The organism is Enterobacter cloacae complex sp. P2B (genome assembly GCF_014895985.1).
GTDB lineage: Bacteria > Pseudomonadota > Gammaproteobacteria > Enterobacterales > Enterobacteriaceae > Enterobacter > Enterobacter bugandensis.
The window spans coordinates 43291-65727 of the sequence record NZ_JADBQQ010000013.1; the positions used below are offsets into that span (position 1 = coordinate 43291).

Genomic DNA, 22437 nt, shown 5'->3' on the forward strand with positions numbered 1-22437 from the left:
CTGGATGAGTAAAGACTGCCCCGATGAGTATTAAACTAAACGGCATTAACTGCTTCTACGGCGCACACCAGGCGCTGTTTGACATCACGCTGAACTGCCCGGAAGGCGAAACGCTGGTTTTACTTGGCCCAAGCGGTGCAGGCAAAAGCTCCCTTCTGCGCGTCCTTAATCTGCTTGAAATGCCCCGTTCCGGTACGCTGGCTATCGCCGGTAACCATTTTGATTTCGCGAAAACCCCGTCAGATAAAGCTATACGCGAACTGCGTCAAAACGTCGGCATGGTCTTCCAGCAATACAATCTCTGGCCGCACCTGACGGTGCTGCAAAACCTGATTGAAGCCCCGTGCCGCGTGCTGGGGTTAAGCAAAGATCAGGCCATCGCGCGTGCTGAAAAGCTGCTGGAGCGTCTGCGCCTTAAGCCCTACAGCGACCGCTATCCGCTGCACCTCTCTGGGGGTCAGCAGCAGCGCGTGGCGATTGCCCGCGCGCTGATGATGGAGCCCGCGGTACTGCTGTTTGATGAGCCGACCGCGGCGCTGGACCCGGAAATCACCGCCCAGATCGTCAGCATCATTCGCGAACTGGCGGAAACCAATATTACGCAGGTCATTGTTACCCACGAAGTGGAAGTGGCGCGTAAAACCGCCAGCCGTGTGGTCTACATGGAAAACGGGTATATCGTTGAGCAAGGTGACGCGAGCTGCTTCGCGAACCCGCAAACCGATGCCTTCAAAAACTATTTATCTCATTGATTGTGTCAGGGGAAATATAATGAAAAAAGTATTACTTGCCGTGCTGCTTGCTGGCGTTACCCTTTCCGCTACCGCAGCCCAGACCATTCGTTTCGCCACGGAAGCCTCCTACCCTCCGTTTGAGTCCATTGATGCGAACAACAAAATTGTTGGCTTCGACGTAGACCTGGCAAACGCCCTGTGTAAAGAGATCGACGCAACCTGTACCTTCAGCAATCAGGCGTTCGACAGCCTGATCCCAAGCCTGAAGTTCCGCCGTATTGACGCCGTCATGGCAGGTATGGACATCACTCCTGAGCGCGAAAAGCAGGTGCTGTTCACCACCCCTTACTACGACAACTCCGCCCTGTTTATTGGTCAGAAAGGTAAATTCACCTCTGTCGATCAGCTGAAAGGCAAGAAAGTCGGCGTGCAGAACGGCACCACGCACCAGAAGTTCATCATGGATAAACATCCGGAAATCACCACCGTTCCGTACGACAGCTACCAGAACGCGAAGCTGGATCTGCAGAATGGCCGTATCGACGGGGTATTTGGTGATACCGCTGTCGTGACCGAGTGGCTGAAAGCCAACGACAAACTGGCGCCAGTGGGCGACAAAGTGACCGATAAGGACTACTTCGGTACCGGTCTGGGGATTGCCGTTCGTCAGGGCAACACCGAGCTGCAGCAGAAATTCAACGCTGCGCTGGAAAAAGTGAAGAAAGACGGCACCTACGAAACCATCTACAAAAAATGGTTCCAGAAGTAATTCCTGATGAATGAAATTTTTCCTTTAGCAAGCGCCGCCGGGATGACCGTCGGCCTTGCCGTTTGCGCACTGATTATCGGCCTGGTGCTGGCAATGTTCTTTGCGGTGTGGGAATCAGCAAAATGGTTCCCCGTCGCCTGGGCGGGCTCCGCGCTGGTCACCGTACTGCGTGGGCTACCGGAAATTCTGGTGGTCCTGTTCATCTATTTCGGCTCCTCACAGCTGCTGCTCACGCTGTCGGACGGCTTCACGATGAATCTCGGCTTTGCGCAGATACCGGTGCAGATGCAGATTGACAACTTTGACGTCAGCCCGTTCCTCTGCGGCGTGATTGCCCTATCCCTGCTCTACTCCGCGTACGCGTCGCAAACCCTGCGCGGTGCGCTGAAAGCGGTACCGCAGGGGCAGTGGGAATCCGGTCAGGCGCTGGGCATGTCGAAAGCAGCGATCTTCTTCCGTCTGGTGATGCCGCAGATGTGGCGCCACGCCCTGCCGGGCCTGGGCAACCAGTGGCTGGTATTGCTGAAAGATACCGCGCTGGTGAGCCTGATCAGCGTGAACGATTTGATGCTGCAAACCAAAAGCATCGCCACCCGTACTCAGGAGCCATTTACCTGGTACATCGTGGCGGCGGCTATCTACCTGGTAATCACGCTGCTCAGTCAGTACATCCTAAAGCGTATTGACCTGCGTGCGACGCGCTTTGAACGGAGACCAGGCTGATGCTTGAATATTTCCCGGAGCTGATGAAAGGGCTGCACACCAGCCTGACGCTGACCGTGGCGTCCATCATTGTGGCGCTGATCCTGGCGCTCATCTTCACCATCATCCTGACGCTGAAAACGCCGGTGCTGGTTTGGATCGTGCGCGGCTACATCACCCTGTTTACCGGTACGCCGCTGCTGGTGCAGATCTTCCTGATATACTACGGTCCGGGCCAGTTCCCGTCACTGCAGGCGTATCCGGTTATCTGGCACCTGCTCTCTGAGCCGTGGCTCTGCGCTCTGATTGCCCTTTCGCTGAACAGCGCGGCCTATACCACCCAGCTGTTTTACGGGGCGATCCGTGCCATCCCGGAAGGACAATGGCAGTCCTGCGGGGCGCTGGGCATGAGCAAAAAAGACACGCTGGCGATTCTGCTGCCGTACGCCTTCAAGCGCGCGCTCTCCTCTTACTCCAACGAAGTGGTGCTGGTGTTCAAAAGTACCTCGCTGGCCTACACCATCACCCTGATGGAAGTGATGGGTCACGGGCAGCTGCTGTACGGGCGCACCTATGACGTGATGGTGTTCGGCGCGGCCGGCGTGGTGTATCTGGTGGTGAACGGTCTGCTGACGCTGATGATGCGACTGATTGAGCGTAAAGCGTTAGCGTTTGAGCGCAGAAATTAATCACGCGAGTGCATAAAACGTAATTATCAGAGCGGATAACCCGATGGCTTATCCGCTTTTTTTTATACCTCATACAATATTTAATCATATTTATTGCATATAAATTCATTAACTGGCATTGTACATCCATGCCGCAGACACGGCGCATAATGACAAGATAGACAGACGGGAGCATTACAATGAAAAAGTTAGTTCTGGCCGCACTACTCGCCACCTTCGCCGCTGGCGCATCCGCTGCTGATAAGATCAATTTTGGCGTTTCGGCCACCTATCCGCCGTTTGAATCGCTGGACGCCAGCAATCAGATCGTCGGTTTCGATATCGACCTGGCGAAAGCCCTGTGCAAGCAGATGCAGGCCGACTGCACCTTTACCAACCATGCCTTCGACAGCCTGATCCCGTCGCTGAAATTCAAGAAATACGATGCGGTGATCTCCGGGATGGACATCACGCCGGAGCGCAGCAAGCAGGTGGCGTTCACCGACCCGTACTACGCCAACTCGGCGGTGGTGATTGCGAAGAAAGGGGCTTATAAATCCTTTGACGAGCTGAAAGGCAAACGCATCGGGATGGAAAATGGCACCACGCACCAGAAATACCTGCAGGACAAACATCCTGAAGTGAAAACCGTGGCCTATGACAGCTACCAGAACGCGATTATCGACCTGAAAAATGGCCGTATCGATGGCGTATTCGGCGACACCGCGGTAGTGAACGAATGGCTGAAAACCAACCCGCAGCTGGGTACGGCAACGGAAAAAGTGACCGATCCGCAGTACTTCGGCACGGGCCTCGGCATCGCGGTACGCCCGGATAACAAAGCCCTGCTGGAAAAACTGAACGGCGCGCTGAAGGCGATTAAAGCAGACGGCACGTACCAGAAAATCAGCGAGCAGTGGTTCCCGCAGTAATCTCTTTTTGCCGGGTGGTCTGGCCTACGGGGGTGGTCTGTAGGCCGGGTAAGCGCAGCGCCACCCGGCAATTTCTCACAGCGGCACAAAGAACCTGAACCGCGCCCCGCTCACGGACTCCATCAGCCTGATCCCGCCGCCGTGCAGCTCCAGCATTCGCTTAACGATTAACAGCCCTAACCCGCCGCGGTTCTCCCGCGATGCCTGGGTATTCAGCGCCGAAGGCCGCTGGAACAGATCGTCGCGCAGCGCGGCATCCACGCCCGTTCCGGAGTCTGCCACTTCGACCTGAAGCCGTTCATTCTCCTGCCAGACCGCCAGACGAATTTCCCCGCCAGTGGGCGTATGACGCATCGCGTTATCGAGGAGGTTGGTCACCACGCGCTCGATCATCGACACATCGGCATTGACCAGCGGCAAGGGGCCCGGCACGTCAATATGCAGATTCACCTCGCGCGTGCGGGCGGTAAGCTCAAACTTCTGCGCCACGTCGGAAATCAGCTCTCCCATCGCGAAACGCTCGCGCTGCGGCTTAATGCCGCCGTGCTCAAGGCGCGCCAGCTCGAAAAGCTGCTGGGAAAGATGTCGTACCTTTTGTCCCTGACGCAGCGCGGTGGCGAGATACTGCTGGTGCTCCTGCGGCGTCAGGGTGGCGGATTTGAGCGACAGGGTTTCAAGATAGCCCAGCAGCGAGGTCAGCGGCGTGCGAAGATCGTGCGAAATGTTGGCGATAAACTCCCGGCGCTGGCGATCGCTGTCGGCCAGCTGGTCCCACTGGCGGGTAATTTTCCGCGCCAGCTCGATGAAACTGTTGCGCAGGAGCGCCACTTCGTCATTGGCCGCGGCATCCGGCGGCTGTGCTGCGAGCAGCCTGATTGCGCTAATGCTGTCCTGCTCCAGGCCGGTGACCTCTTCCGTCAGGCGCTTAACCGGACGCGTTACCCAGTACCAGACCAGCAGACCCGCCAGCAGGCCAAACAGCGCGACCCACAGCAATGACCAGAGCACCGTGCTCCAGAGCGCCTTATGCCAGGCCATTTCCGCCAGCGCGTTCGACTCCTCGCCCTGCAAAATGATGTACAGGTAGCCCTTAAGCTCGCCGTCCTGTCGCAGCGGCGTGGCGCTGAACACTTTTTTATTTTGACTGCGCGGGTCGTCGCCCAGTACCGGTATGGCGGTACCGCTCAGGAAGGTCTGAACCGGTGCCAGGTCGATTTTTTGCCGCTGAATATGGCCGGGCGGTGCGGCATCGGCCAGGATTTCGCCGTCCGGCGAGATAACGTACAGTTCAACGCTCGGGTTGAAGGTCATCAGCCGGTCGAACAGCGGCTTCAGCGCGGTGCGGTCAACCCTGCCCTGCGCGTCCAGAATCGGTTCCCGCTGGACGATCTGCTGCGCCAGGCCGCCCGACAACCGCTGCACCATCGCGTTGCCGTACTGCATACTGCTGTAGAGCTGTACCGCGCAGGCGACGGTAGCACAGAGCATCATCAGCAGGACAAACAGCAGCGTCAGACGCTGGCTCAGGCTAAAGCGGCGCATCATGGTTTGGCTCCGCAAATTTATAGCCCTTGCCCCAGACGGTGCGAATTATCTCCGGCTCGGCGGCGTCCTTCTCAATCTTGATGCGCAGGCGGTTGATATGGGTGTTGACGGTGTGCTCGTAGCCTTCGTGCTGATAGCCCCACACCTGCTCCAGCAGCGCCAGACGGGAAAACACCTCGCCTGGATGGCGGGCGAAGAAGTACAGCAGTTCGAATTCGCGCGGGGTGAGATCCACCACCTGGCCGTGAAGCAGCACGCTGCGCGCCAGAGGATCGATCGTCAGGCCGTGGGCCTGAATTTGCCCGTCAGCCTGCGCCTGCCCCATCGCCTGCTGGCGGCGGAACAGCGCTTTGATGCGGGCAATCAGTTCCTGCACTGAAAAGGGTTTTGCCAGATAATCATCGGCGCCGGTTTCCAGCCCGGTGATGCGGTCGGTTTCGCTGCTGCGGGCGCTGATGATGATCACCGGCAGGTAGCGGGTCATCTGGCGGATGCGGCGACAGATCTCCAGGCCGTCAACGTTGGGCAGCATCAGGTCGAGGATCACCGCATCCCACGGCTGTTTTTCAAGGCGCTGCAGGGCGTTGCCCCCGTCGGGCTCGTGGGTGATGGCGTAGCCTTCGTCTTCTAAGTTGAGCCGCAGAAGCGCCGCGATATCGTGGTCGTCTTCCACCAGCAGGATCTGCTTCATGGGTAAGCCTTTATTCATCTCTTATGACGTAAGCTTACCTGATTTTATGGGCGGGCAGAGTTCACATTTTGTTTAAGATTTCACGAGCAACGTCAGGACTTCATAATGCGCGGTATGCGGGAACATATCGAAAAGCTGCACGCGTGCAATGCGATAGCCCGGCAGTTGAGCGATGTCTTTCGCCATGGTCTGCGCGTTACAGCTTGAATAGACGATGTATTCCGGCGCCATCTGGCTCAGGTAGTCGCACAGGGATTTGCCAATCCCACGACGCGGCGGATTAACCAGCACCAGCTCCGGCACGTTGCCTTGCCCGGTCGCGAACTGCGTGGAGTCCAGCGCCTGGAAGTGCAGGTTGGTTAACCCCAACTCGGCGGCGGACTGCTTTGCGCAGGCAATCGCTTCGGCGGAGATCTCAATGCCGGTGAGCTGCATCTCAGGCGTGGCGCAGTGCAGGCCAAAACCGCCCACGCCGCAGAACAGGTCCCACATATGATGGATGTTTAACGCGCGCACCCAGTCGCGGGCGGTGGCGTACAGGCTGCTTGCCACGGTCGGGTTGGTCTGGAAGAAGCTTTGCGGGCGGATCCACAGCGGCACGCCGTTGAAGCTCTCCGCCAGCGCGTGCTGGTCGGTGAAGAAAACCTCTTTCTCCCCTTCCATGATCGCCATATGCACCGGCTGAATGTTTGCGGTAATCACCTTTAACTGAGGAAGCTGTTCCTGCAGCCACGGCAGCGCCGCGCGCAGCTGCGCCAGCTTGGCTTCCGAGCGCAGCACGAAGCGCAGCATCATGCCGCCGTCGATCTGGCTTTCCGTCAGGAGAAGGTACTTCAGCTCGCCGCGCCTGCGGGCAACGTTGTAAGGCGTTAACCCCGCGCGAGCGATAAACGGTTTCAGTGCGGCAAAGACCGGCTCAAACGACGCGGGATAGAGCGGGCAGTCGGTTAAGTCTTCCGGCGTGCCGTCGCGGTGCAGCATCCCCAGCAGCGGTTTTTCAACGCTGCCGCTGACCACCATTTTGGCTTTGTTGCGAAAGCCCTGCTCCGGGCCGCTGACGGGTGCGCACCACTCGCCCACCGCGCGTGCTGCCAGCAGCTGTTGCAGGTCGGCCATTTTGGCGGTGAGTTGTTGAGAAACCGGCTGTTCTATCCACTGACAGGAGCGGCAGCGTCCGGCGTCATAGAGTGCGCACTGCATATGAAAACCTTAAGGAAAACGAGGGCTGCGATTATACACATTATTGCAGGCGGAAGAACCGCCGACTGGACGCCGGAACGAAAAGCAGGCAGAGCACCAGCATATCCGGCAGTTTTTGCATGACCAGCGCATGGAAAATCTCACGTCGCGACTCGCCCGGAATGCTGAACAGCTCAGGATAGCCATAGCCCAGCGAGGCGGCCCACAGATAGCTGGCGGCGGTCACCTGAGTGAGCAGATAGACCCAGCGCGCCCAGTTTCGCCCTTTGACCAGCGAAAACGCGCAGTAGATCTCGATAAACACCAGCACCAGGCTGCTTAAAAAGACCAGCGTCAGATTCCACGTCTGCACGCTGCGGTGAATGAATTCCCCGATGCCGCGCACCCCCAGCGTATTCAAAATCATCAGCACGTCCAGGCAGCGGATCATAATAATGGCGAGCGCCGCCACCTGAACCAGCGCAGGAACGTTAGGACGGGCGTGCGTAATACGTGATTTTTTTACTAATCCCAATGTTTTACTTCCCTGAAAAACAGTGCCGCGTCATGCGCGGCACATCACCGGAAATTTTAAATCCTTCAGCCGCGTCTTGCACGCTGGATATCGCGCACGCGCTGTTTTTCCGCGCGCGCCATCAAATACCAGGCGATAAATCCGACAATTCCGACCACGCCGAGGATGATAGAGGCCAGGGCGTTGATCTCCGGGTTCACCCCCATGCGCACGCTGGAGAAGACCAGCATCGGCAGCGTCGTCGCGCCCGGCCCTGAGACAAAGCTGGCGATAACCAGATCGTCGAGGGAGAGCGTGAACGCCAGCAGCCAGCCGGAGATCACCGCCGGCATAATCATCGGCAGGGTAATGATGAAAAAGACCTTTAGCGGCGTGGCGCCGAGATCCATCGCCGCCTCTTCAATGGAGCGGTCCAGCTCGCGCAGGCGCGAGGAGATCACCACCGCCACATACGCGGTACAGAAGGTGACGTGCGCCAGCCAGATGGTAAGCATGCCGCGATCCGCCGGCCAGCCGATGGCGTGCGCCAGGGCCACGAACAGCAGCAGCAGCGACAGGCCGGTAATGACGTCCGGCATCACCAGCGGGGCAGTGATCATAAAGGCGAAACCGTTTGAGCCGCGAAAACGCCCGAAGCGCACCATCACCAGCGCGGCGATGGTGCCCAGAACGCAGGCCATCGTGGCCGCCAGCGCGGCAATGGTCAGGCTCAGCCCCACCGCGCTCATCATTGCGTCGTCGTGGAACAGCTCGCTGTACCAGCGCGTCGACCAGCCCGCCCAGACCGTCACCAGTTTGGAACTGTTGAACGAGTAGAGCACCAGCATCAGCATCGGCGCATACAGGAAGGTGAAGCCGATAACGAGGATCAGAATGCGCCACGGGGAGCGTACTACCGGTAAGTTGTTCATCCGCGATCTCCCATCTGTTTCTGCTGATGCTTATGGAACCACATGATCGGGACGATCAGCAGCAGGAGCATGATAATCGCCACCGCCGACGCCACCGGCCAGTCGCGGTTATTGAAGAACTCCTGCCACAGCACGCGGCCAATCATGATGCTGTCCGGCCCGCCGAGCAGTTCCGGGATCACAAACTCCCCGACTGCCGGAATAAACACCAGCATCGACCCGGCAATGATTCCGCCTTTGGTCAGCGGGACAATCACGCTGAAGAAGGTCTTAAGCGGACGCGCGCCGAGATCGAGCGAGGCTTCCACCAGCGAGTAGTCAATCCGCGTCAGGGCGGTGTAAATCGGCAGCACCATAAACGGCAGATAGGCATACACAATGCCGATATAGACCGCAAGGTTGGTGTGCAGGATGGTCAGCGGCTGATCGATAACCCCAAGCCACATCAGAAAATTATTCAGCACCCCGTTGTTTTTCAGGATCCCCATCCACGCGTAAACGCGTATCAGAAACGAGGTCCACGACGGCAGGATCACCAGCAGCAGCAGGATGTTGCGCGTTGACGGCTTGCTGTGCGCCACGGCCCACGCCAGCGGGTAGCCCATCACCAGACAGCAGAGCGTCGAGATCGCCGCCACCTGCAGAGACTGCAGATAGGCTTCGAAATAGAGCGGATCCTCGGTGAGCTGGAGGAAGTTGCCCAGATTCAGCGTCAGCGTCAGCTGCCCGTCGGCCCACTCCCACAGATCGGTATATGGCGGGATCGCCCGCGCCATCTCCGCCAGGCTGATCTTAAAGACGATCAGGAACGGCAGCAGGAACAGCAGGATCAGCCACACGTAAGGCATGGCGATTACCAGCTTGCGCCCATGGTTCATCTTAAGGCGCGTCAGCCAGTGGGCAAAGCCGCCCGGTTTTATGACGCGGGCTGGAGGTTCAAGTGTGCTCATGATCGCTCCTTATACCGTCAGCACGACGCAGCTGTCCGCGTCCCAGCACAGGCGCACTTCGTCGCCCCAGGTCGGCTGCCCCTTGCGGTAGCGATGTTCGTTCTGTAGCTGCGCGCTGAGCATCTGTCCGCTTTTCAGACGCACGTGGTAAATGGAGAGATCGCCCAGATAGGCAATGTGCACCACTTCCCCGACGGCAAAGTTATAGCCATCGGCAGGCGGATCGTCACAGAGCATGATCTTCTCCGGGCGCAGCGCCACGTAGACCGGCACGTTATCCACCACCGAGCTGTCAGGATCGACCTTAAGCGGATGCTGCAGCCCCGGCGATTCGATGACCAGACCATCCTCCTGACGATCCTTCAGCAGCCCTTCGAAGACGTTAACCGATCCGATGAACTCCGCGCTGTAGCGGGTGGTCGGATGCTCGTAAATCTCTTCCGGCTCGCCAATCTGCACGAACTTCCCGCGGTTCATGATCGCGATACGCCCGGCCATGGTCATGGCCTCTTCCTGGTCATGGGTGACCATCACGCAGGTCACCCCCACGCGCTCGAGGATATCGACCACTTCGAGCTGCATACGGTCGCGCAGCTTTTTATCCAGGGCGCCCATCGGCTCGTCGAGCAGCAGCAGTTTCGGGCGTTTCGCCAGGCTTCTCGCCAGCGCCACGCGCTGACGCTGACCGCCGGAAAGCTGGTGCGGCTTACGCTTCGCGAACTCCTGCATATGCACCAGGCTCAGCATTTCGGCCACGCGCGCGGTGATTTCGGCTTTCGGCAGCTTGTCCTGCTTCAGGCCAAAGGCGATGTTTTGCTCCACCGTCATGTGCGGAAACAGCGCGTAGGACTGGAACATCATGTTAATCGGGCGCTGATACGGCGGCACGCTGGAGAGATCCACACCATCGAGCATGATTTGCCCGGCGGTGGGCTGTTCAAAACCGGCCAGCATACGCAGCAGGGTCGATTTGCCGCAGCCCGATGCGCCCAGTAGCGCGAATATTTCGCCTTTATAGATAGTCAGGCTGACGTCGTCCACGGCATGCTGGCCATCGAAAGATTTGGTGAGGTTACGAATTTCAAGAAGCGGGGTCAGCGCTTTACGGACTTTCGCCTGCGGGCGGGGGATCGCGTCATTCACGGGGTGTTCTCCGGTAGAGATCAAATCATGGTGCAGGCGCACCAAAACGGTGCGCCTGTTGCCGGGGGCGCTTCGCTCGCCCGGCCTGTGACAAAGGGTTATTTACCGCTTTTCACCTTGGTCCACGCGCGGGTACGCACGCGGTCAATTTTTGGATCCTGAACTTTCAGGGTGAAGAGCTTGGCGAACACATCCGCTGGCGGATAGATAGCCGGGTTATTGCGGATTTCTTCGCTCACCAGCGGCACGGAGGCCTTGTTACCGTTGGCGTAGTAAACGTGGTCGCTGATGTGGGCGATCACCTCAGGACGCATCAGGTAATTCAGGAACTGGTAGGCTTCCTCTTTGTTTTTCGCATCAGCCGGCATGGCGAAGACGTCAAAGAAGGCCAGCGCCCCCTCTTTCGGAATAAAGTAGGACACATTCACGCCGTTTTTCGCCTCTTTCGCGCGGTTCGCCGCCTGCCACACGTCCCCTGCCCAGCCGATCGCCACGCAGATGTCGCCGTTCGCCAGGTCGTTGATGTACTGTGACGAGTGGAAGTAGCGAATGTTTGGACGCAGCTTCAGCAGCAGATCGGTCGCCGGGCCGGTGTAATCATCGGCTTTATTGCTGTTCGGGTCTTTGCCCAGGTAGTTCAGTACGGTGGCGAAAATCTCTTCCGGCGCATCGAGGAAGGAGACGCCGCAGCTTTTCAGCTTCTCAAGGTTTTCCGGCTTCAGCACCACGTCCCAGCTGTCCAGCTTCACGTCCGGGCCCAGCGCCGCCTTCACTTTATCGACGTTAAAACCGATGCCGGTGGTCGCCCAGAGATACGGCATCGCGTATTTGTTGTCTGGATCGTGCTTAGCCACCAGCTTCAGCACTTCCGGATCGAGATTTTTCCAGTTCGGTAATTTGCTCTTATCCAGCGGCTGGAAGACGCCTGCCGTCAGCTGGCGCTCCAGGAAGCTTGCGGAAGGTACCACGAGGTCAAACCCGGTGCTGCCCGCCATCAGCTTTCCTTCCAACACTTCGTTGGAATCGAAAACGTCATAGACCACTTTAATGCCGGTCTCTTTTTCAAAATTCGCGACCGTGTCCGGCGCAATATAGTCAGACCAGTTGTATACGTGCAGCGTTTTTTGTTCCGCAGCGAGCGTGCCGGCAGAGACGGCCATCAGAGCACCCGCAACCAGACCCGATAACCATTTTTTATTCAAGGCGATCATAGTGTTATTCCTTCTGAAAGCTCGTTAACAAACGAACTAAACTGTGCAATCTGGATATATGCAAAAATCATGCATAGTTTGTCGCTCTGCTCAAAATAAAAAGAAACCTCTTTACCCGGCAGGATCCGCTCGCTTTTTTAAGCATCGCAAGAATAACTGTAGCCCGTGTCTCCGGCTATAGCCCAGACGAAAAAACGCCTTTTATCAATTTTTTATGCAGGTTAAGTCTACGTGATAAGCCGAAATGGCCTTGAGGGAGGTGAAAAATTCTTTAAAGAAAGGTTAAAGGCAGCAGAAAAAATGGCCTTCTGCAGCCGCTATGGCAGCGACTGCGTAAAAGTCAGACAGGCTTAGTGAAGAAAATTGGGAGATGCATCATTATTCTCAGCATCGTCCTCCGCGCTGTACAGCAGATGATGTGCATTGGCTTCCATCATAACCATGGAAATTTGCTCTTCGCTCAGGCGCATAAACCAGGCGAACTGCTTGAACGACAGCCCTGCCCCGGAGAATAAAGACTGGCAAACGACCAGTTTTGGCAGATTATCGTCCTGTATATCGAGAAATGCTTTCACCGTCAAAGAACTGGCGTTGATAGCCGAGAGATCGGAGGCCAGCGCCAGCAGCGCAGAAGGCTTCACTTCGGCCAGCGCGGAAAAAAGGATCACGTCGTTAATCAGATCGATTTTGGCATCGAAAATGCCGTCGAAATTCTGCATATGAGGCAGATGCAGCGCCTGGCAGGAATCACATTCGAAGAAGGTGATCCCGGCATCATCAAGCCATTGACGTAACGTATCCAGTGTAGGTACGACCTGTAAATCCATCGCTGTGCAGCCTCTTTAGTAAAAACTTCGCATAGGGTACTCAAAAAGCGCCCGGTAATCCATTTAACCGCCCGTTTTCAGACAGTAACCCGGCGTGGCATGACGCTCGATCCATGAGATCATTTTACCTGCAATATCGACCCCTGTGGTTTTTTCCACACCTTCCAGCCCCGGGGAGGCGTTCACCTCCATCACCAGCGGCCCGCGCGTCGCGCGCAGAAGGTCCACGCCCGCTACGTCCAGCCCCAGGGTTTGCGCCGCTTTCACGGCTATTTCCCGTTCGCGTTCGCTAATATCGGCTACCCGCGCAACGCCGCCGCGGTGAAGGTTAGAGCGGAAGTCGCCCTCTTTGGCCTGGCGCTCGATGGCCGCCACGACCTCGTTCCCCACCACGAAACAGCGAATGTCGCGCCCTTTCGCCTCTTCAATGTACTCCTGCACCAGAATGTGCGCATTCAGCCCGCGAAAGGCGTCGATCACGCTCTCCGCCGCCTGACGCGTTTCCGCTAACACCACGCCAATACCCTGCGTGCCTTCCACCAGCTTGATCACCAGCGGCGCGCCGCCCACCATATCGATCAGATCGCTGGTGTCGTCCGGTGAATGGGCAATGCCCGTGACGGGGAGATCGATCCCCTGTCGGGCGAGGAGCTGCAGGGAGCGCAGCTTATCGCGGGCGCGGGAAATGGCGACGGATTCGTTGAGCGGATAGCTGCCCAGCATCTCGAACTGGCGCAGCGCGGCGGTGCCGTAGTAGGTAATCTGGGAGCCGATGCGGGGGATCACCGCATCGAAGTGCGGCAGCTTGCGGCCTTTGTAGTGAATCGACGAGGCGGCGGGGTCGATGTTCATATAGCAGGACATCGGGTCGAGGATCTCAACCTGATGCCCGCGTTTCGCCGCCGCTTCTCGCAGGCGCTTACATGAATAGAGCGTTCCGTCCCGGGACAATATGGCAATTTTCACCCTGCACCTCTCTGAAGACATGGAAAAAGCCTGCATATCATATACGCAGGCAGGCGCAGGAGGAATGGACTATCGCGTTGCCCAGCCCTGCTTGTGCAGATACTCAAGAATAAACGGGCGGTTTTCTTTGATGATGGTGCGGCGAATATGGTCCGTCCAGGTGTCGCGACGGTTATTGCTGCCGCGCGTCATGTAGTAGTTCGCCAGCTCTTCGTCGTATTGTTTCAGGACATCCTGATCGACCGGCTGGTAATGGTTTTCATGCACCAGCATCGCGGCAGGAATGCGCGGCTTGAGATCCGGGTTGTCCGCCGGCCAGCCGAGGCAGAGGCCAAACAGCGGCAGCACGTGTTTTGGCAGCTTCAGCAGGTCGGTCACGCTTTGAATGTTGTTACGCAGCCCGCCGATATAGACACCGCCTAACCCCAGCGATTCCGCGGCCGTAAAGGCGTTTTGCGCCATCAGCGCGGTATCCACCACGCCCAGCAGCAGCTGTTCGGCCAGCCCCAGCTCGGCCTCAGGGCAGATCTGCAGGTGGCGGTTAAAGTCGGCGCAGAACACCCAGAACTCGGCTGCCTGAGCCACATGCTTCTGCCCGCCGGTGAGCGTCACCAGCTGTTCACGCATGGCTTTATCGGTAATGCGGATAATCGAGCTGCACTGCAAAAAGCTGGAGCTGGAGGTGGCTCTTGCGCTGTCAATAATCGCATTACGCTGCGCCTCGGTAATCGGCTCATCGGTAAAGTGGCGAATGGAGCGGTGGGACTGGAGCAGGTCTATGGTTGGCGTCATCTTGTCTCTCTTTAGTCTTGCTTAATACGTATGGCAGCCAGTATAGGCAATGATGTGCGCAGTGTAATTGGCGAAACATAGCTGATAGATATTATAACGACAGGCGAAACCTTCTTTAATGACGGCGGGTTATGGGGCACTATACGTGTCATTCGCCGTCAGGCTTGTTTTTTGAGGAGAGAGAAATGTTTGCAGTAATTTTTGGTCGTCCAGGGTGCCCTTACTGTGTGCGCGCGAAAGAGCTGGCTGAGAAATTGACCGAAGAGCGCGATGACTTCAACTTCCGCTATGTGGACATCCACGCGGAAGGCATCACCAAAGCCGACCTGGAAAAAACCGTCGGTAAGCCGGTTGAAACCGTGCCGCAGATCTTCCTCGATCAGAAACACATCGGCGGTTGCACCGACTTTGAGGCCTACGCTAAAGAGCATCTGGGCCTGTTTGCCGAGCAGTAATGAAGAGACGCCCTCACCCTGAGGGCGTTTTTATTTGCGGTGCCGTCGGTGCTGAACCAGGCTGCGCACAAACAGGTAGCACAGCGCGCCAAGCGCGCACCAGAATACGCCGCTCAGCAACCACGCCAGCTCCTGCCAGAAACTCCGCGTTGAAATATACATCAGGCGCATCATCAGCAGACACAGCGGTGCAGCGAGCATGGCGCCCAGCAGCGGCTTCACCACCTCCCCTTGACGGGAGAGAAAACTGGCGGCAGCCCCCGGCAACGTGAAGAAGAGCAACCCCAGCTCAGGATGCCCGGACGCCCTGAACGCGCCCTTTACATTAAATGCGAGCGACATGCACACGACCGTGAACAGCAAAAAACAGCTGATCACCCCCGCCCAGTTTCGTTTCATATTCAAACTATCCTCCTGACTTATCTCTATCAAATACACATTCGTCGGGTAGACGCCCAGTCAGATAAAGCAGTGCGGCAATCCATGCCAAAGTACGCACAGGGTGATGCGATAATCAGTAGCTGTCAGTAGCTAATGCGATTAAACTACACGCCAGCTAATGTTTTAGGGAATAAAGCAGGAAACAGGGAGCGTTAGCGCTTTTCCCTGATCCAGAAAACAGTAGCCCAAAAAGTCCTTTCATTCAACAACTTACTGGTAAACAAGAAGTTAGCCTCCGTGAATATAAACGTCGCAGACTTGTTAAATGGGAATTACATCCTGTTATTATTTGTGGTACTGGCGCTGGGTCTTTGCCTGGGTAAATTGCGCCTGGGTTCGGTTCAACTCGGTAATTCCATTGGCGTTTTAGTCGTCTCCTTATTATTAGGCCAGCAGCACTTCAGCATTAACACGGACGCGCTGAACTTAGGTTTTATGCTGTTTATTTTTTGCGTTGGCGTAGAAGCGGGACCTAACTTTTTTTCAATTTTCTTCCGCGACGGCAAAAATTATCTGATGCTGGCGCTGGTGATGGTCGGCAGCGCGCTGCTGATCGCGTTAGGACTGGGCAAACTGTTTGGCTGGGATATCGGGCTTACGGCCGGTATGCTGGCCGGCTCTATGACGTCAACCCCCGTGCTCGTGGGCGCCGGTGATACGCTGCGGCATTCCGGCATGGCGGGCGCGCAGCTCTCTACCGCCCTCGACCATCTGAGTCTGGGCTACGCCCTGACCTATCTGATTGGTCTGGTGAGCCTGATCGTTGGCGCGCGCTACCTGCCAAAACTGCAGCACCAGGATCTGCAGACCAGCGCCCAGCAAATCGCCCGCGAGCGCGGCCTGGATACCGATTCCAAACGTAAAGTCTATCTCCCGGTTATCCGCGCCTACCGCGTCGGGCCGGAGCTGGTGGCATGGGCAGACGGCAAAAATCTTCGCGAACTGGGAATTTACCGCCAGACGGGCTGCTACATCGAACGTATCCGCCGCAACGGCATTCTGGCGAACCCGGACGGCGACGCGGTGCTGCAGATGGGCGACGACATCGCGCTGGTGGGTTACCCGGACGCGCACGCCCGTCTCGACCCGAGCTTCCGTAACGGCAAAGAGGTGTTCGACCGCGACCTGCTCGACATGCGCATCGTCACCGAAGAGATCGTGGTGAAAAACCATAACGCCGTGGGCCGCCGCCTGGCGCAGCTGAAGCTGACCGACCACGGCTGCTTCCTCAACCGCGTGATCCGCAGCCAGATTGAGATGCCTATCGACGACAACGTTGTGCTCAACAAAGGCGACGTGCTGCAGGTCAGCGGCGACGCGCGACGCGTAAAAACCGTTGCCGACCGCATCGGCTTTATCTCTATTCACAGCCAGGTCACCGACCTGCTGGCCTTCTGCGCCTTCTTCATCGTTGGCCTGATGATCGGGATGATCACCTTCCAGTTCAGCAACTTCAGCTTCGGCATCGGTAACGCCGCCGGTCTGCTGTTCGCCGGGATCATGCTGGGCTTCCTGCGAGCCAACCATCCGACCTTCGGCTACATTCCGCAGGGCGCGCTGAACATGGTGAAAGAGTTCGGTCTGATGGTGTTTATGGCGGGCGTCGGCCTGAGCGCGGGCAGCGGCATCGGCCACAGCCTGGGCGCCGTCGGCTGGCAGATGCTGGTTTCCGGCCTTATCGTCAGCCTGGTACCGGTAGTGATCTGCTTCCTGTTCGGCGCCTACGTGCTGCGTATGAACCGCGCCCTGCTGTTCGGGGCAATGATGGGGGCGCGTACCTGTGCCCCGGCGATGGAAATCATCAGCGATACCGCGCGCAGCAACATCCCGGCGCTGGGGTATGCAGGCACCTATGCTATCGCGAACGTACTGCTGACGCTGGCGGGTACGCTGATTATCATCATCTGGCCGGGACTCGGATAACTCCTAAGTTTGCGCGTAATGAAAAAATTTTTGTAACGCGCAGAACTTTTTTAGCAGGGGGCAGTCATAACTAGTGCCACTGCTTTTCTTTGATGTCCCCAATTTGTGGAGCCCATCAACCCCGCCGTTTTGGTTCAAGGTTGATGGGTTTTTTGTTGCCTGAAATTCCCCTTTCTGTAATCTGACCTTCTCTCTTCCCACCAAAACATATATGATTAAACGAATATGATTTAATCTACCCTCAGGAACACCCATGCTCCACCCGCTCCAGCTCTTCAAAATCCTCTCCGACGAAACGCGACTCGCCATCGTCATGCTGCTTCGCGAAACGGGAGAATTGTGCGTCTGCGATCTCTGCGCCGCCACCGCCGAATCTCAGCCGAAAGTCTCCCGCCACATGGCCTTGCTGCGCGAGTCCGGGCTGGTTATCGATCGTCGCGAGGGCAAATGGGTCCATTACCGTCTCTCTCCCAACATGCCGGCATGGGCGGCAGCCGTTATCGACACCAGCTGGAACTGCCTGCGGGAAGAGACGCGCATGAAGCTGAAAAACCGACTCCCGGGCTCATGCTAATCAAAACATATTCATGAAATCAGATATAACGGAGTAAGCGATGTTTCTGGCAGGGGCAATTTTTCTGTTTACGCTGGTACTGGTCATCTGGCAGCCCAAAGGGCTCAGTATCGGCTGGAGCGCGACCATTGGCGCCGTGCTGGCGCTGGCCAGCGGGGTAATTCACATTAACGATATACCTGTGGTCTGGAATATCGTCTGGAACGCCACGGCGACGTTTATCGCCGTCATCATTATCAGCCTGCTGCTGGATGAGTCCGGCTTTTTCGAATGGGCGGCGCTGCACGTTGCCCGCTGGGGAAACGGTCGTGGGCGATTGCTGTTTACTTATATCGTGCTGCTGGGTGCGGCCGTGGCGGCGCTGTTTGCCAATGACGGCGCGGCGCTGATCCTGACGCCTATCGTCATCGCCATGCTGCTGGCGCTGGGGTTCAGCAAGCAGGCCACGCTGGCGTTTGTGATGGCGGCAGGTTTTATCGCCGATACCGCCAGCCTGCCGCTGATTGTCTCCAACCTGGTCAACATCGTGTCGGCAGACTTCTTTAAGCTGGGGTTCAGCGAATACGCCTCGGTGATGATCCCCGTTGATATCGCCGCGATTGTCGCAACGCTGGTGATGCTGCATCTCTTCTTCCGCAAGGAAATTCCACCGGAATATGACCTGGCGAAACTTCAGGAGCCCGCGCGGGCCATTCACGATCTCCCGACGTTCAGAACGGGCTGGATCGTGCTGCTGCTTCTGCTCGTTGGCTTCTTTGTGCTTGAACCTCTCGGCATTCCGGTCAGCGCCATCGCCACCGTCGGCGCGCTGATTTTATTCGCTGTCGCAAAACGGGGACATGCAATAAACACCGGAAAAGTGCTGCGCGGCGCACCCTGGCAAATTGTTATTTTCTCGCTCGGGATGTATCTGGTGGTGTATGGCCTGCGCAATGCCGGGCTGACGGATTATCTCACAGGCGTGCTGAATAGCCTGGCCGGACACGGACTGTGGGCCACCACGCTGGGAACCGGGTTTATCACCGCGTTTCTGTCATCCATAATGAACAATATGCCCACGGTGCTGATTGGCGCGCTCTCCATCGAGGGCAGTACGGCGACGGGACTGATCAAGGACGCGATGATTTACGCCAACGTGATTGGCTGCGATCTGGGGCCGAAAATCACGCCTATCGGCAGTCTCGCCACCCTGCTCTGGCTTCACGTGCTGGCGCAGAAAAACATAACGATTACCTGGGGCTACTATTTCCGGACGGGCATCATCATGACGCTGCCGGTCCTGTTTGTGACGCTCGCCGCGCTGGCGCTACGTCTCTCCTTCACACTGTAATGAGCCACTGATATGAGCCACATCACCATTTACCACAACCCAGCCTGCGGCACCTCGCGCAACACGCTGGAGATGATCCGCAACAGCGGCACGGAGCCGGAGATTATCCTCTATCTGGAAACCCCGCCGTCGCGCGATAAGCTGACCACCCTGATTGCCGATATGGGGATTTCGGTGCGGGATCTGCTGCGCACAAACGTGGAGCCCTATGAACAGCTCGGTCTTGCCGACGATAACTTCAGCAACGACAAGCTTATCGACTTTATGCTGCAACACCCGATCCTGATTAACCGTCCGATCGTGGTCACGCCGCTGGGCACCCGCCTGTGCCGCCCGTCTGAAGTTGTCCTCGACATTCTGCCGGACGCGCAGAAAGGAGCGTTTACGAAAGAGGATGGCGAAGCCGTCGTGGACGCCAGCGGGAAAAAAATCGAACGCAGGTAAAACAGGCAGGGCGAGTGATACCTAAGGGTTGCCCTCGCCCGCAATTCTCCCCACCATGGCCCGAATTTCCTCCCGGCTTAATGGCTCTCGGTCAGTCACATAGTGCAGCGTCATCCCTTCGATGAAGGCATCCAGCGCGCGGGTGGTGACCGGGTCGAACCACTGCTCCAGCGTGGTCTGGCTCATTTTCATCCAGTCCTGCATCACCGTTTTGAGCGCCGCGCTGCGGTGCATAAAGGCGTAAAGCTGATACATCAGCGCCATGTTGTGCGGCGTGGTCACCTGCGAGCTGTGGATCAGGGTGGTGATGGATTCACACGCCATCTCCGGCCCGGTGACGCCCGCGAAGAAATCCCGGTACTGCTGCGACATCTGCCGGGTAAACCACGTGAAGGCCTCCTCCAGCAGCGGCTCCATGCCGTCGAAATAGTAGGTCATTGACCCCAGCGGCACGCCCGCGCAGGTGGCGATTTTGCGGTGCGTGACGGCGTGAATACCGTGTTCGGCAATGGTGTCCAGCGTCGCCTGGAGAATTTTTTCACGTCGATGCGGATCGTTCGGTGGTCTGCTCATAAATCCCTCACCTGGTTTGTGTACAAATGTACACAAACTTGCTAGTGTTGTCGCTATTGTTGTACTTCTGGTGCTACCCCAATGACGCTGACCTCTCCCCGCAAAGCCCTGCAGCTCCGCATGTGGGCGCTGTTTATGTTCTTCTTCATTCCCGGTCTGCTGATGGCCTCCTGGGCCACACGTACGCCCGCCATTCGCGACATTTTGTCCGTCTCCACCGCGGAGATGGGCATCGTGCTGTTCGGCCTGTCGATAGGCTCCATGAGCGGCATTCTCTGCTCCGCGTGGCTGGTAAAGCGCTTTGGCACGCGGGCGGTGATCCGCACCACCATGTGCTTCGCGGTAATTGGGATGATCGTGCTAAGCGTGGCGCTGTGGTTTGCTTCGCCGGTGCTGTTTGCCCTAGGGCTGACGGTATTTGGCGGCAGCTTCGGCTCGGCAGAGGTTGCGATTAACGTTGAAGGGGCGGCGGTCGAGCGCGAGATGAACAAAACCGTGCTGCCCATGATGCACGGCTTCTATAGCCTCGGCACGCTCGCCGGTGCGGGCGTGGGGATGGCGCTGACGGCCTTTGGCATGAGCGCGAATCTGCATATCCTGCTGGCGGCGCTGGTATGCATCATTCCGATCCTGACCGGCATTCGGGCGATCCCGAACGGTACCGGCAAGAATTCCGCTGAAGAACAGCATTCGACGGAAAAAGGGCTGCCCTTCTACCGCGATTTCCAGCTGCTGCTCATCGGCGTGGTGGTGCTGGCGATGGCCTTCGCGGAAGGTTCTGCCAACGACTGGCTGCCGCTGCTGATGGTGGACGGCCACGGCTTTAGTCCGACCTCCGGCTCGCTGATTTACGCCGGGTTTACGCTGGGGATGACCGTCGGGCGCTTCACCGGCGGCTGGTTTATCGATCGCTACAGCCGCGTGGCGGTAGTGCGCGCCAGCGCCCTGCTCGGCGGCCTGGGTATCGCGATGATCGTCTTTGTGGACGTGGACTGGATTGCCGGGGTCTCGGTGATCCTCTGGGGTCTGGGCGCGTCGCTCGGCTTCCCGCTGACTATTTCGGCCGCCAGCGACACCGGCCCGGATGCCCCGACCCGCGTCAGCGTGGTGGCGACCACGGGCTACCTCGCCTTCCTGGTCGGGCCGCCGCTGCTCGGTTTCCTCGGTGAGCACTACGGGTTGCGCAGCGCCATGCTGGTGGTGTTAGGGTTGGTGATTATCGCGGCGCTGGTGGCGCGCGCGGTGGCAAAGCCGGAAACGGAACAAACGTCAATGGAGAAGGGATATGAGCGTTAAACTGATCGCCGTCGACATGGATGGCACATTCCTGAGTGATGCCAAGACCTATAACCGCCCGCGCTTTCTGGCGCAGTATGCGCGCATGAAGGAGCAAGGCATTCGCTTTGTGGTCGCCAGCGGCAACCAGTATTACCAGCTGATCTCCTTCTTCCCGGAGATCGCGCATGAAATTGCCTTTGTTGCCGAAAACGGCGGCTGGGTGGTCGATGCCGGAGAAGATGTGTTCAACGGCGAGCTGACAAAAGCGCATTTCAGCACCGTGGCCACCGTCTTAAACGATGTTCCCGGCATTGAGATTATCGCCTGCGGGAAAGGCAGCGCCTACACGCTTAAGGCCTATGACGATGCCTTCATTGATATCGCGTCAAAATATTATCACCGTCTCGAAAGGGTGCAGGATTTCAACAGCCTGAACGACATCTTCTTCAAGTTCGGGCTCAACGTTTCCGATGACGAAATTCCGCGCATTCAGGCGCTGCTGCATGAAAAGCTCAGTGACATTATGGTGCCCGTCACCACCGGTCACGGCAGCATTGACCTGATTATCCCCGGCGTGCATAAAGCCAATGGCCTGCGGATCCTGCAAACGCGCTGGGGCATCGAGGACAGCGACGTGGTGGTCTTTGGTGACAGCGGCAACGACGTGGAGATGCTGCGTCAGTCCGGGTTCAGCTTTGCGATGACAAATGCCAAACCGCATATTAAAGCGGAGGCGCGCTTTGAAGCACCGCATAATAACGAGGAAGGCGTTTTAAACGTGATTGAGAAGGTGTTGAACGGGGAGGCACCGTTTAATTGACCGCATGCGGTATGGCGGCCTCGCCCCTCACCCAGGCACTCTCC

General features: G+C 57.6%; 25 protein-coding genes. 12 read left to right on the forward strand and 13 right to left on the reverse strand.

Annotation, left to right across the window (positions count from 1 at the left end):
- The first annotated feature begins 23 nt into the window (after nt 1-23).
- The 5 genes from artP to artJ all read left to right on the forward strand — a co-directional run bounded on the left by artP (nt 24) and on the right by artJ (nt 3805).
- Nucleotides 24-752 carry an arginine ABC transporter ATP-binding protein ArtP gene (gene artP, locus IM313_RS13100; RefSeq protein WP_008500030.1) on the forward strand — a complete coding sequence of 243 codons (729 nt, stop codon included), beginning with the start codon at nt 24-26 and terminating at the stop codon, nt 750-752.
- A 19-nt stretch (nt 753-771) separates the two neighbouring features.
- Nucleotides 772-1503, forward strand: coding sequence for an arginine ABC transporter substrate-binding protein ArtI (gene artI, locus IM313_RS13105; RefSeq protein WP_008500032.1), 732 nt, complete (start codon nt 772-774; stop codon nt 1501-1503).
- A gap of 6 nt (nt 1504-1509) precedes the next feature.
- Nucleotides 1510-2226, forward strand: a complete 717-nt coding sequence (gene artQ / locus IM313_RS13110; RefSeq protein WP_192970834.1) for an arginine ABC transporter permease ArtQ — start codon at nt 1510-1512, stop codon at nt 2224-2226.
- Nucleotides 2226-2894, forward strand: a complete 669-nt coding sequence (artM, locus tag IM313_RS13115) for an arginine ABC transporter permease ArtM (RefSeq protein ID WP_028012513.1) — start codon at nt 2226-2228, stop codon at nt 2892-2894. Before artQ ends, artM begins: the two co-directional genes overlap by 1 nt.
- A gap of 179 nt (nt 2895-3073) precedes the next feature.
- On the forward strand, nt 3074-3805 hold the full coding sequence (gene artJ, locus IM313_RS13120; RefSeq protein ID WP_015571008.1) for an arginine ABC transporter substrate-binding protein ArtJ: 732 nt from the start codon (nt 3074-3076) through the stop codon (nt 3803-3805).
- A 75-nt stretch (nt 3806-3880) separates the two neighbouring features.
- Here artJ and IM313_RS13125 read toward each other — a convergent pair whose 3' ends face one another.
- From IM313_RS13125 to nfsA, 11 genes are all read right to left on the reverse strand, one after another.
- Entirely contained in the window at nt 3881-5350 is a 1470-nt protein-coding gene (locus tag IM313_RS13125) for an ATP-binding protein (RefSeq protein ID WP_192970833.1), read from the reverse strand.
- Nucleotides 5334-6041: a response regulator transcription factor gene (locus tag IM313_RS13130; RefSeq protein ID WP_041912037.1), complete on the reverse strand. Its 708-nt coding sequence runs from the start codon at nt 6039-6041 to the stop codon at nt 5334-5336. Before IM313_RS13130 ends, IM313_RS13125 begins: the two co-directional genes overlap by 17 nt.
- Before the next feature lie 72 nt (nt 6042-6113).
- The gene (gene rlmC, locus IM313_RS13135) at nt 6114-7241 is read right to left on the reverse strand and encodes a 23S rRNA (uracil(747)-C(5))-methyltransferase RlmC (RefSeq protein WP_192970832.1); all 1128 of its coding nucleotides are present in this window, start codon (nt 7239-7241) and stop codon (nt 6114-6116) included.
- Nucleotides 7242-7281: 40 nt separating this feature from the next.
- Nucleotides 7282-7755, reverse strand: coding sequence for a YbjO family protein (locus tag IM313_RS13140; RefSeq protein WP_028012509.1), 474 nt, complete (start codon nt 7753-7755; stop codon nt 7282-7284).
- Between the two features lie 65 nt (nt 7756-7820).
- Nucleotides 7821-8666 carry a putrescine ABC transporter permease PotI gene (gene potI / locus IM313_RS13145; protein WP_192970831.1) on the reverse strand — a complete coding sequence of 282 codons (846 nt, stop codon included), beginning with the start codon at nt 8664-8666 and terminating at the stop codon, nt 7821-7823.
- Nucleotides 8663-9616 (reverse strand): putrescine ABC transporter permease PotH, encoded by a 954-nt coding sequence (potH, locus tag IM313_RS13150; protein ID WP_048999345.1) that lies wholly within the window; start codon nt 9614-9616, stop codon nt 8663-8665. Before potH ends, potI begins: the two co-directional genes overlap by 4 nt.
- A gap of 9 nt (nt 9617-9625) precedes the next feature.
- A complete protein-coding gene (gene potG, locus IM313_RS13155) occupies nt 9626-10759 on the reverse strand; it encodes a putrescine ABC transporter ATP-binding subunit PotG (protein ID WP_045630953.1) in 1134 nt (377 codons plus the stop codon).
- 98 nt (nt 10760-10857) lie between these two features.
- Nucleotides 10858-11970 (reverse strand): spermidine/putrescine ABC transporter substrate-binding protein PotF, encoded by a 1113-nt coding sequence (gene potF / locus IM313_RS13160; RefSeq protein ID WP_192970830.1) that lies wholly within the window; start codon nt 11968-11970, stop codon nt 10858-10860.
- Between the two features lie 350 nt (nt 11971-12320).
- Nucleotides 12321-12797, reverse strand: a complete 477-nt coding sequence (locus tag IM313_RS13165; protein WP_003858385.1) for a YbjN domain-containing protein — start codon at nt 12795-12797, stop codon at nt 12321-12323.
- 63 nt (nt 12798-12860) lie between these two features.
- Complete coding sequence (gene rimK, locus IM313_RS13170) at nt 12861-13763, reverse strand: 30S ribosomal protein S6--L-glutamate ligase (RefSeq protein WP_028012504.1); 903 nt, start codon at nt 13761-13763, stop codon at nt 12861-12863.
- A 69-nt stretch (nt 13764-13832) separates the two neighbouring features.
- On the reverse strand, nt 13833-14555 hold the full coding sequence (nfsA, locus tag IM313_RS13175) for a nitroreductase NfsA (protein ID WP_192970829.1): 723 nt from the start codon (nt 14553-14555) through the stop codon (nt 13833-13835).
- A 185-nt stretch (nt 14556-14740) separates the two neighbouring features.
- Between nfsA and IM313_RS13180 the strand changes: the two genes are divergently transcribed.
- Nucleotides 14741-15010, forward strand: coding sequence for a GrxA family glutaredoxin (locus IM313_RS13180; RefSeq protein ID WP_028012502.1), 270 nt, complete (start codon nt 14741-14743; stop codon nt 15008-15010).
- A 30-nt stretch (nt 15011-15040) separates the two neighbouring features.
- On the opposite strand, the gene IM313_RS13185 is transcribed toward IM313_RS13180, so the two are convergent.
- Entirely contained in the window at nt 15041-15409 is a 369-nt protein-coding gene (locus IM313_RS13185) for an inner membrane protein YbjM (protein ID WP_080339193.1), read from the reverse strand.
- Between the two features lie 279 nt (nt 15410-15688).
- Between IM313_RS13185 and IM313_RS13190 the strand changes: the two genes are divergently transcribed.
- The 4 genes from IM313_RS13190 to arsC all read left to right on the forward strand — a co-directional run bounded on the left by IM313_RS13190 (nt 15689) and on the right by arsC (nt 19722).
- Nucleotides 15689-17374, forward strand: a complete 1686-nt coding sequence (locus IM313_RS13190; protein ID WP_014169303.1) for an aspartate:alanine antiporter — start codon at nt 15689-15691, stop codon at nt 17372-17374.
- Nucleotides 17375-17627: 253 nt separating this feature from the next.
- Entirely contained in the window at nt 17628-17948 is a 321-nt protein-coding gene (locus IM313_RS13195; RefSeq protein WP_048999343.1) for a metalloregulator ArsR/SmtB family transcription factor, read from the forward strand.
- Between the two features lie 40 nt (nt 17949-17988).
- Nucleotides 17989-19278 (forward strand): arsenic transporter, encoded by a 1290-nt coding sequence (locus tag IM313_RS13200; RefSeq protein ID WP_192970828.1) that lies wholly within the window; start codon nt 17989-17991, stop codon nt 19276-19278.
- Nucleotides 19279-19290: 12 nt separating this feature from the next.
- Nucleotides 19291-19722 (forward strand): glutaredoxin-dependent arsenate reductase, encoded by a 432-nt coding sequence (gene arsC / locus IM313_RS13205; protein ID WP_192970827.1) that lies wholly within the window; start codon nt 19291-19293, stop codon nt 19720-19722.
- Nucleotides 19723-19743: 21 nt separating this feature from the next.
- Here the strand turns inward: arsC and IM313_RS13210 are convergent, their stop codons facing one another.
- Nucleotides 19744-20295, reverse strand: coding sequence for a TetR/AcrR family transcriptional regulator (locus IM313_RS13210; protein ID WP_028012492.1), 552 nt, complete (start codon nt 20293-20295; stop codon nt 19744-19746).
- 81 nt (nt 20296-20376) lie between these two features.
- On the opposite strand from IM313_RS13210, the gene IM313_RS13215 reads away from it, so the two are divergent.
- Together IM313_RS13215 and IM313_RS13220 are read left to right on the forward strand one after the other, a co-directional pair.
- Entirely contained in the window at nt 20377-21591 is a 1215-nt protein-coding gene (locus IM313_RS13215) for an MFS transporter (protein WP_192970826.1), read from the forward strand.
- Entirely contained in the window at nt 21581-22393 is an 813-nt protein-coding gene (locus tag IM313_RS13220) for a Cof-type HAD-IIB family hydrolase (protein ID WP_192970825.1), read from the forward strand. The genes IM313_RS13215 and IM313_RS13220 overlap by 11 nt, the downstream gene beginning before the upstream one ends.
- The last annotated feature ends 44 nt before the right edge of the window (nt 22394-22437 follow it).

Bases quoted from the DNA above. Each gene is read 5' to 3' on its own strand.
- artP (WP_008500030.1), top strand. From the start codon at position 24: ATGAGTATTAAACTAAACGGCATTAACTGCTTCTACGGCGCACACCAG.
- artI (WP_008500032.1), top strand. From the start codon at position 772: ATGAAAAAAGTATTACTTGCCGTGCTGCTTGCTGGCGTTACCCTTTCC.
- artQ (WP_192970834.1), top strand. From the start codon at position 1,510: ATGAATGAAATTTTTCCTTTAGCAAGCGCCGCCGGGATGACCGTCGGC.
- artM (WP_028012513.1), top strand. From the start codon at position 2,226: ATGCTTGAATATTTCCCGGAGCTGATGAAAGGGCTGCACACCAGCCTG.
- artJ (WP_015571008.1), top strand. From the start codon at position 3,074: ATGAAAAAGTTAGTTCTGGCCGCACTACTCGCCACCTTCGCCGCTGGC.
- IM313_RS13125 (WP_192970833.1), bottom strand. From the start codon at position 5,350: ATGATGCGCCGCTTTAGCCTGAGCCAGCGTCTGACGCTGCTGTTTGTC.
- IM313_RS13130 (WP_041912037.1), bottom strand. From the start codon at position 6,041: ATGAAGCAGATCCTGCTGGTGGAAGACGACCACGATATCGCGGCGCTT.
- rlmC (WP_192970832.1), bottom strand. From the start codon at position 7,241: ATGCAGTGCGCACTCTATGACGCCGGACGCTGCCGCTCCTGTCAGTGG.
- potI (WP_192970831.1), bottom strand. From the start codon at position 8,666: ATGAACAACTTACCGGTAGTACGCTCCCCGTGGCGCATTCTGATCCTC.
- potH (WP_048999345.1), bottom strand. From the start codon at position 9,616: ATGAGCACACTTGAACCTCCAGCCCGCGTCATAAAACCGGGCGGCTTT.
- potF (WP_192970830.1), bottom strand. From the start codon at position 11,970: ATGATCGCCTTGAATAAAAAATGGTTATCGGGTCTGGTTGCGGGTGCT.
- IM313_RS13165 (WP_003858385.1), bottom strand. From the start codon at position 12,797: ATGGATTTACAGGTCGTACCTACACTGGATACGTTACGTCAATGGCTT.
- nfsA (WP_192970829.1), bottom strand. From the start codon at position 14,555: ATGACGCCAACCATAGACCTGCTCCAGTCCCACCGCTCCATTCGCCAC.
- IM313_RS13180 (WP_028012502.1), top strand. From the start codon at position 14,741: ATGTTTGCAGTAATTTTTGGTCGTCCAGGGTGCCCTTACTGTGTGCGC.
- IM313_RS13185 (WP_080339193.1), bottom strand. From the start codon at position 15,409: ATGAAACGAAACTGGGCGGGGGTGATCAGCTGTTTTTTGCTGTTCACG.
- IM313_RS13195 (WP_048999343.1), top strand. From the start codon at position 17,628: ATGCTCCACCCGCTCCAGCTCTTCAAAATCCTCTCCGACGAAACGCGA.
- IM313_RS13200 (WP_192970828.1), top strand. From the start codon at position 17,989: ATGTTTCTGGCAGGGGCAATTTTTCTGTTTACGCTGGTACTGGTCATC.
- arsC (WP_192970827.1), top strand. From the start codon at position 19,291: ATGAGCCACATCACCATTTACCACAACCCAGCCTGCGGCACCTCGCGC.
- IM313_RS13210 (WP_028012492.1), bottom strand. From the start codon at position 20,295: ATGAGCAGACCACCGAACGATCCGCATCGACGTGAAAAAATTCTCCAG.
- IM313_RS13215 (WP_192970826.1), top strand. From the start codon at position 20,377: ATGACGCTGACCTCTCCCCGCAAAGCCCTGCAGCTCCGCATGTGGGCG.
- IM313_RS13220 (WP_192970825.1), top strand. From the start codon at position 21,581: ATGAGCGTTAAACTGATCGCCGTCGACATGGATGGCACATTCCTGAGT.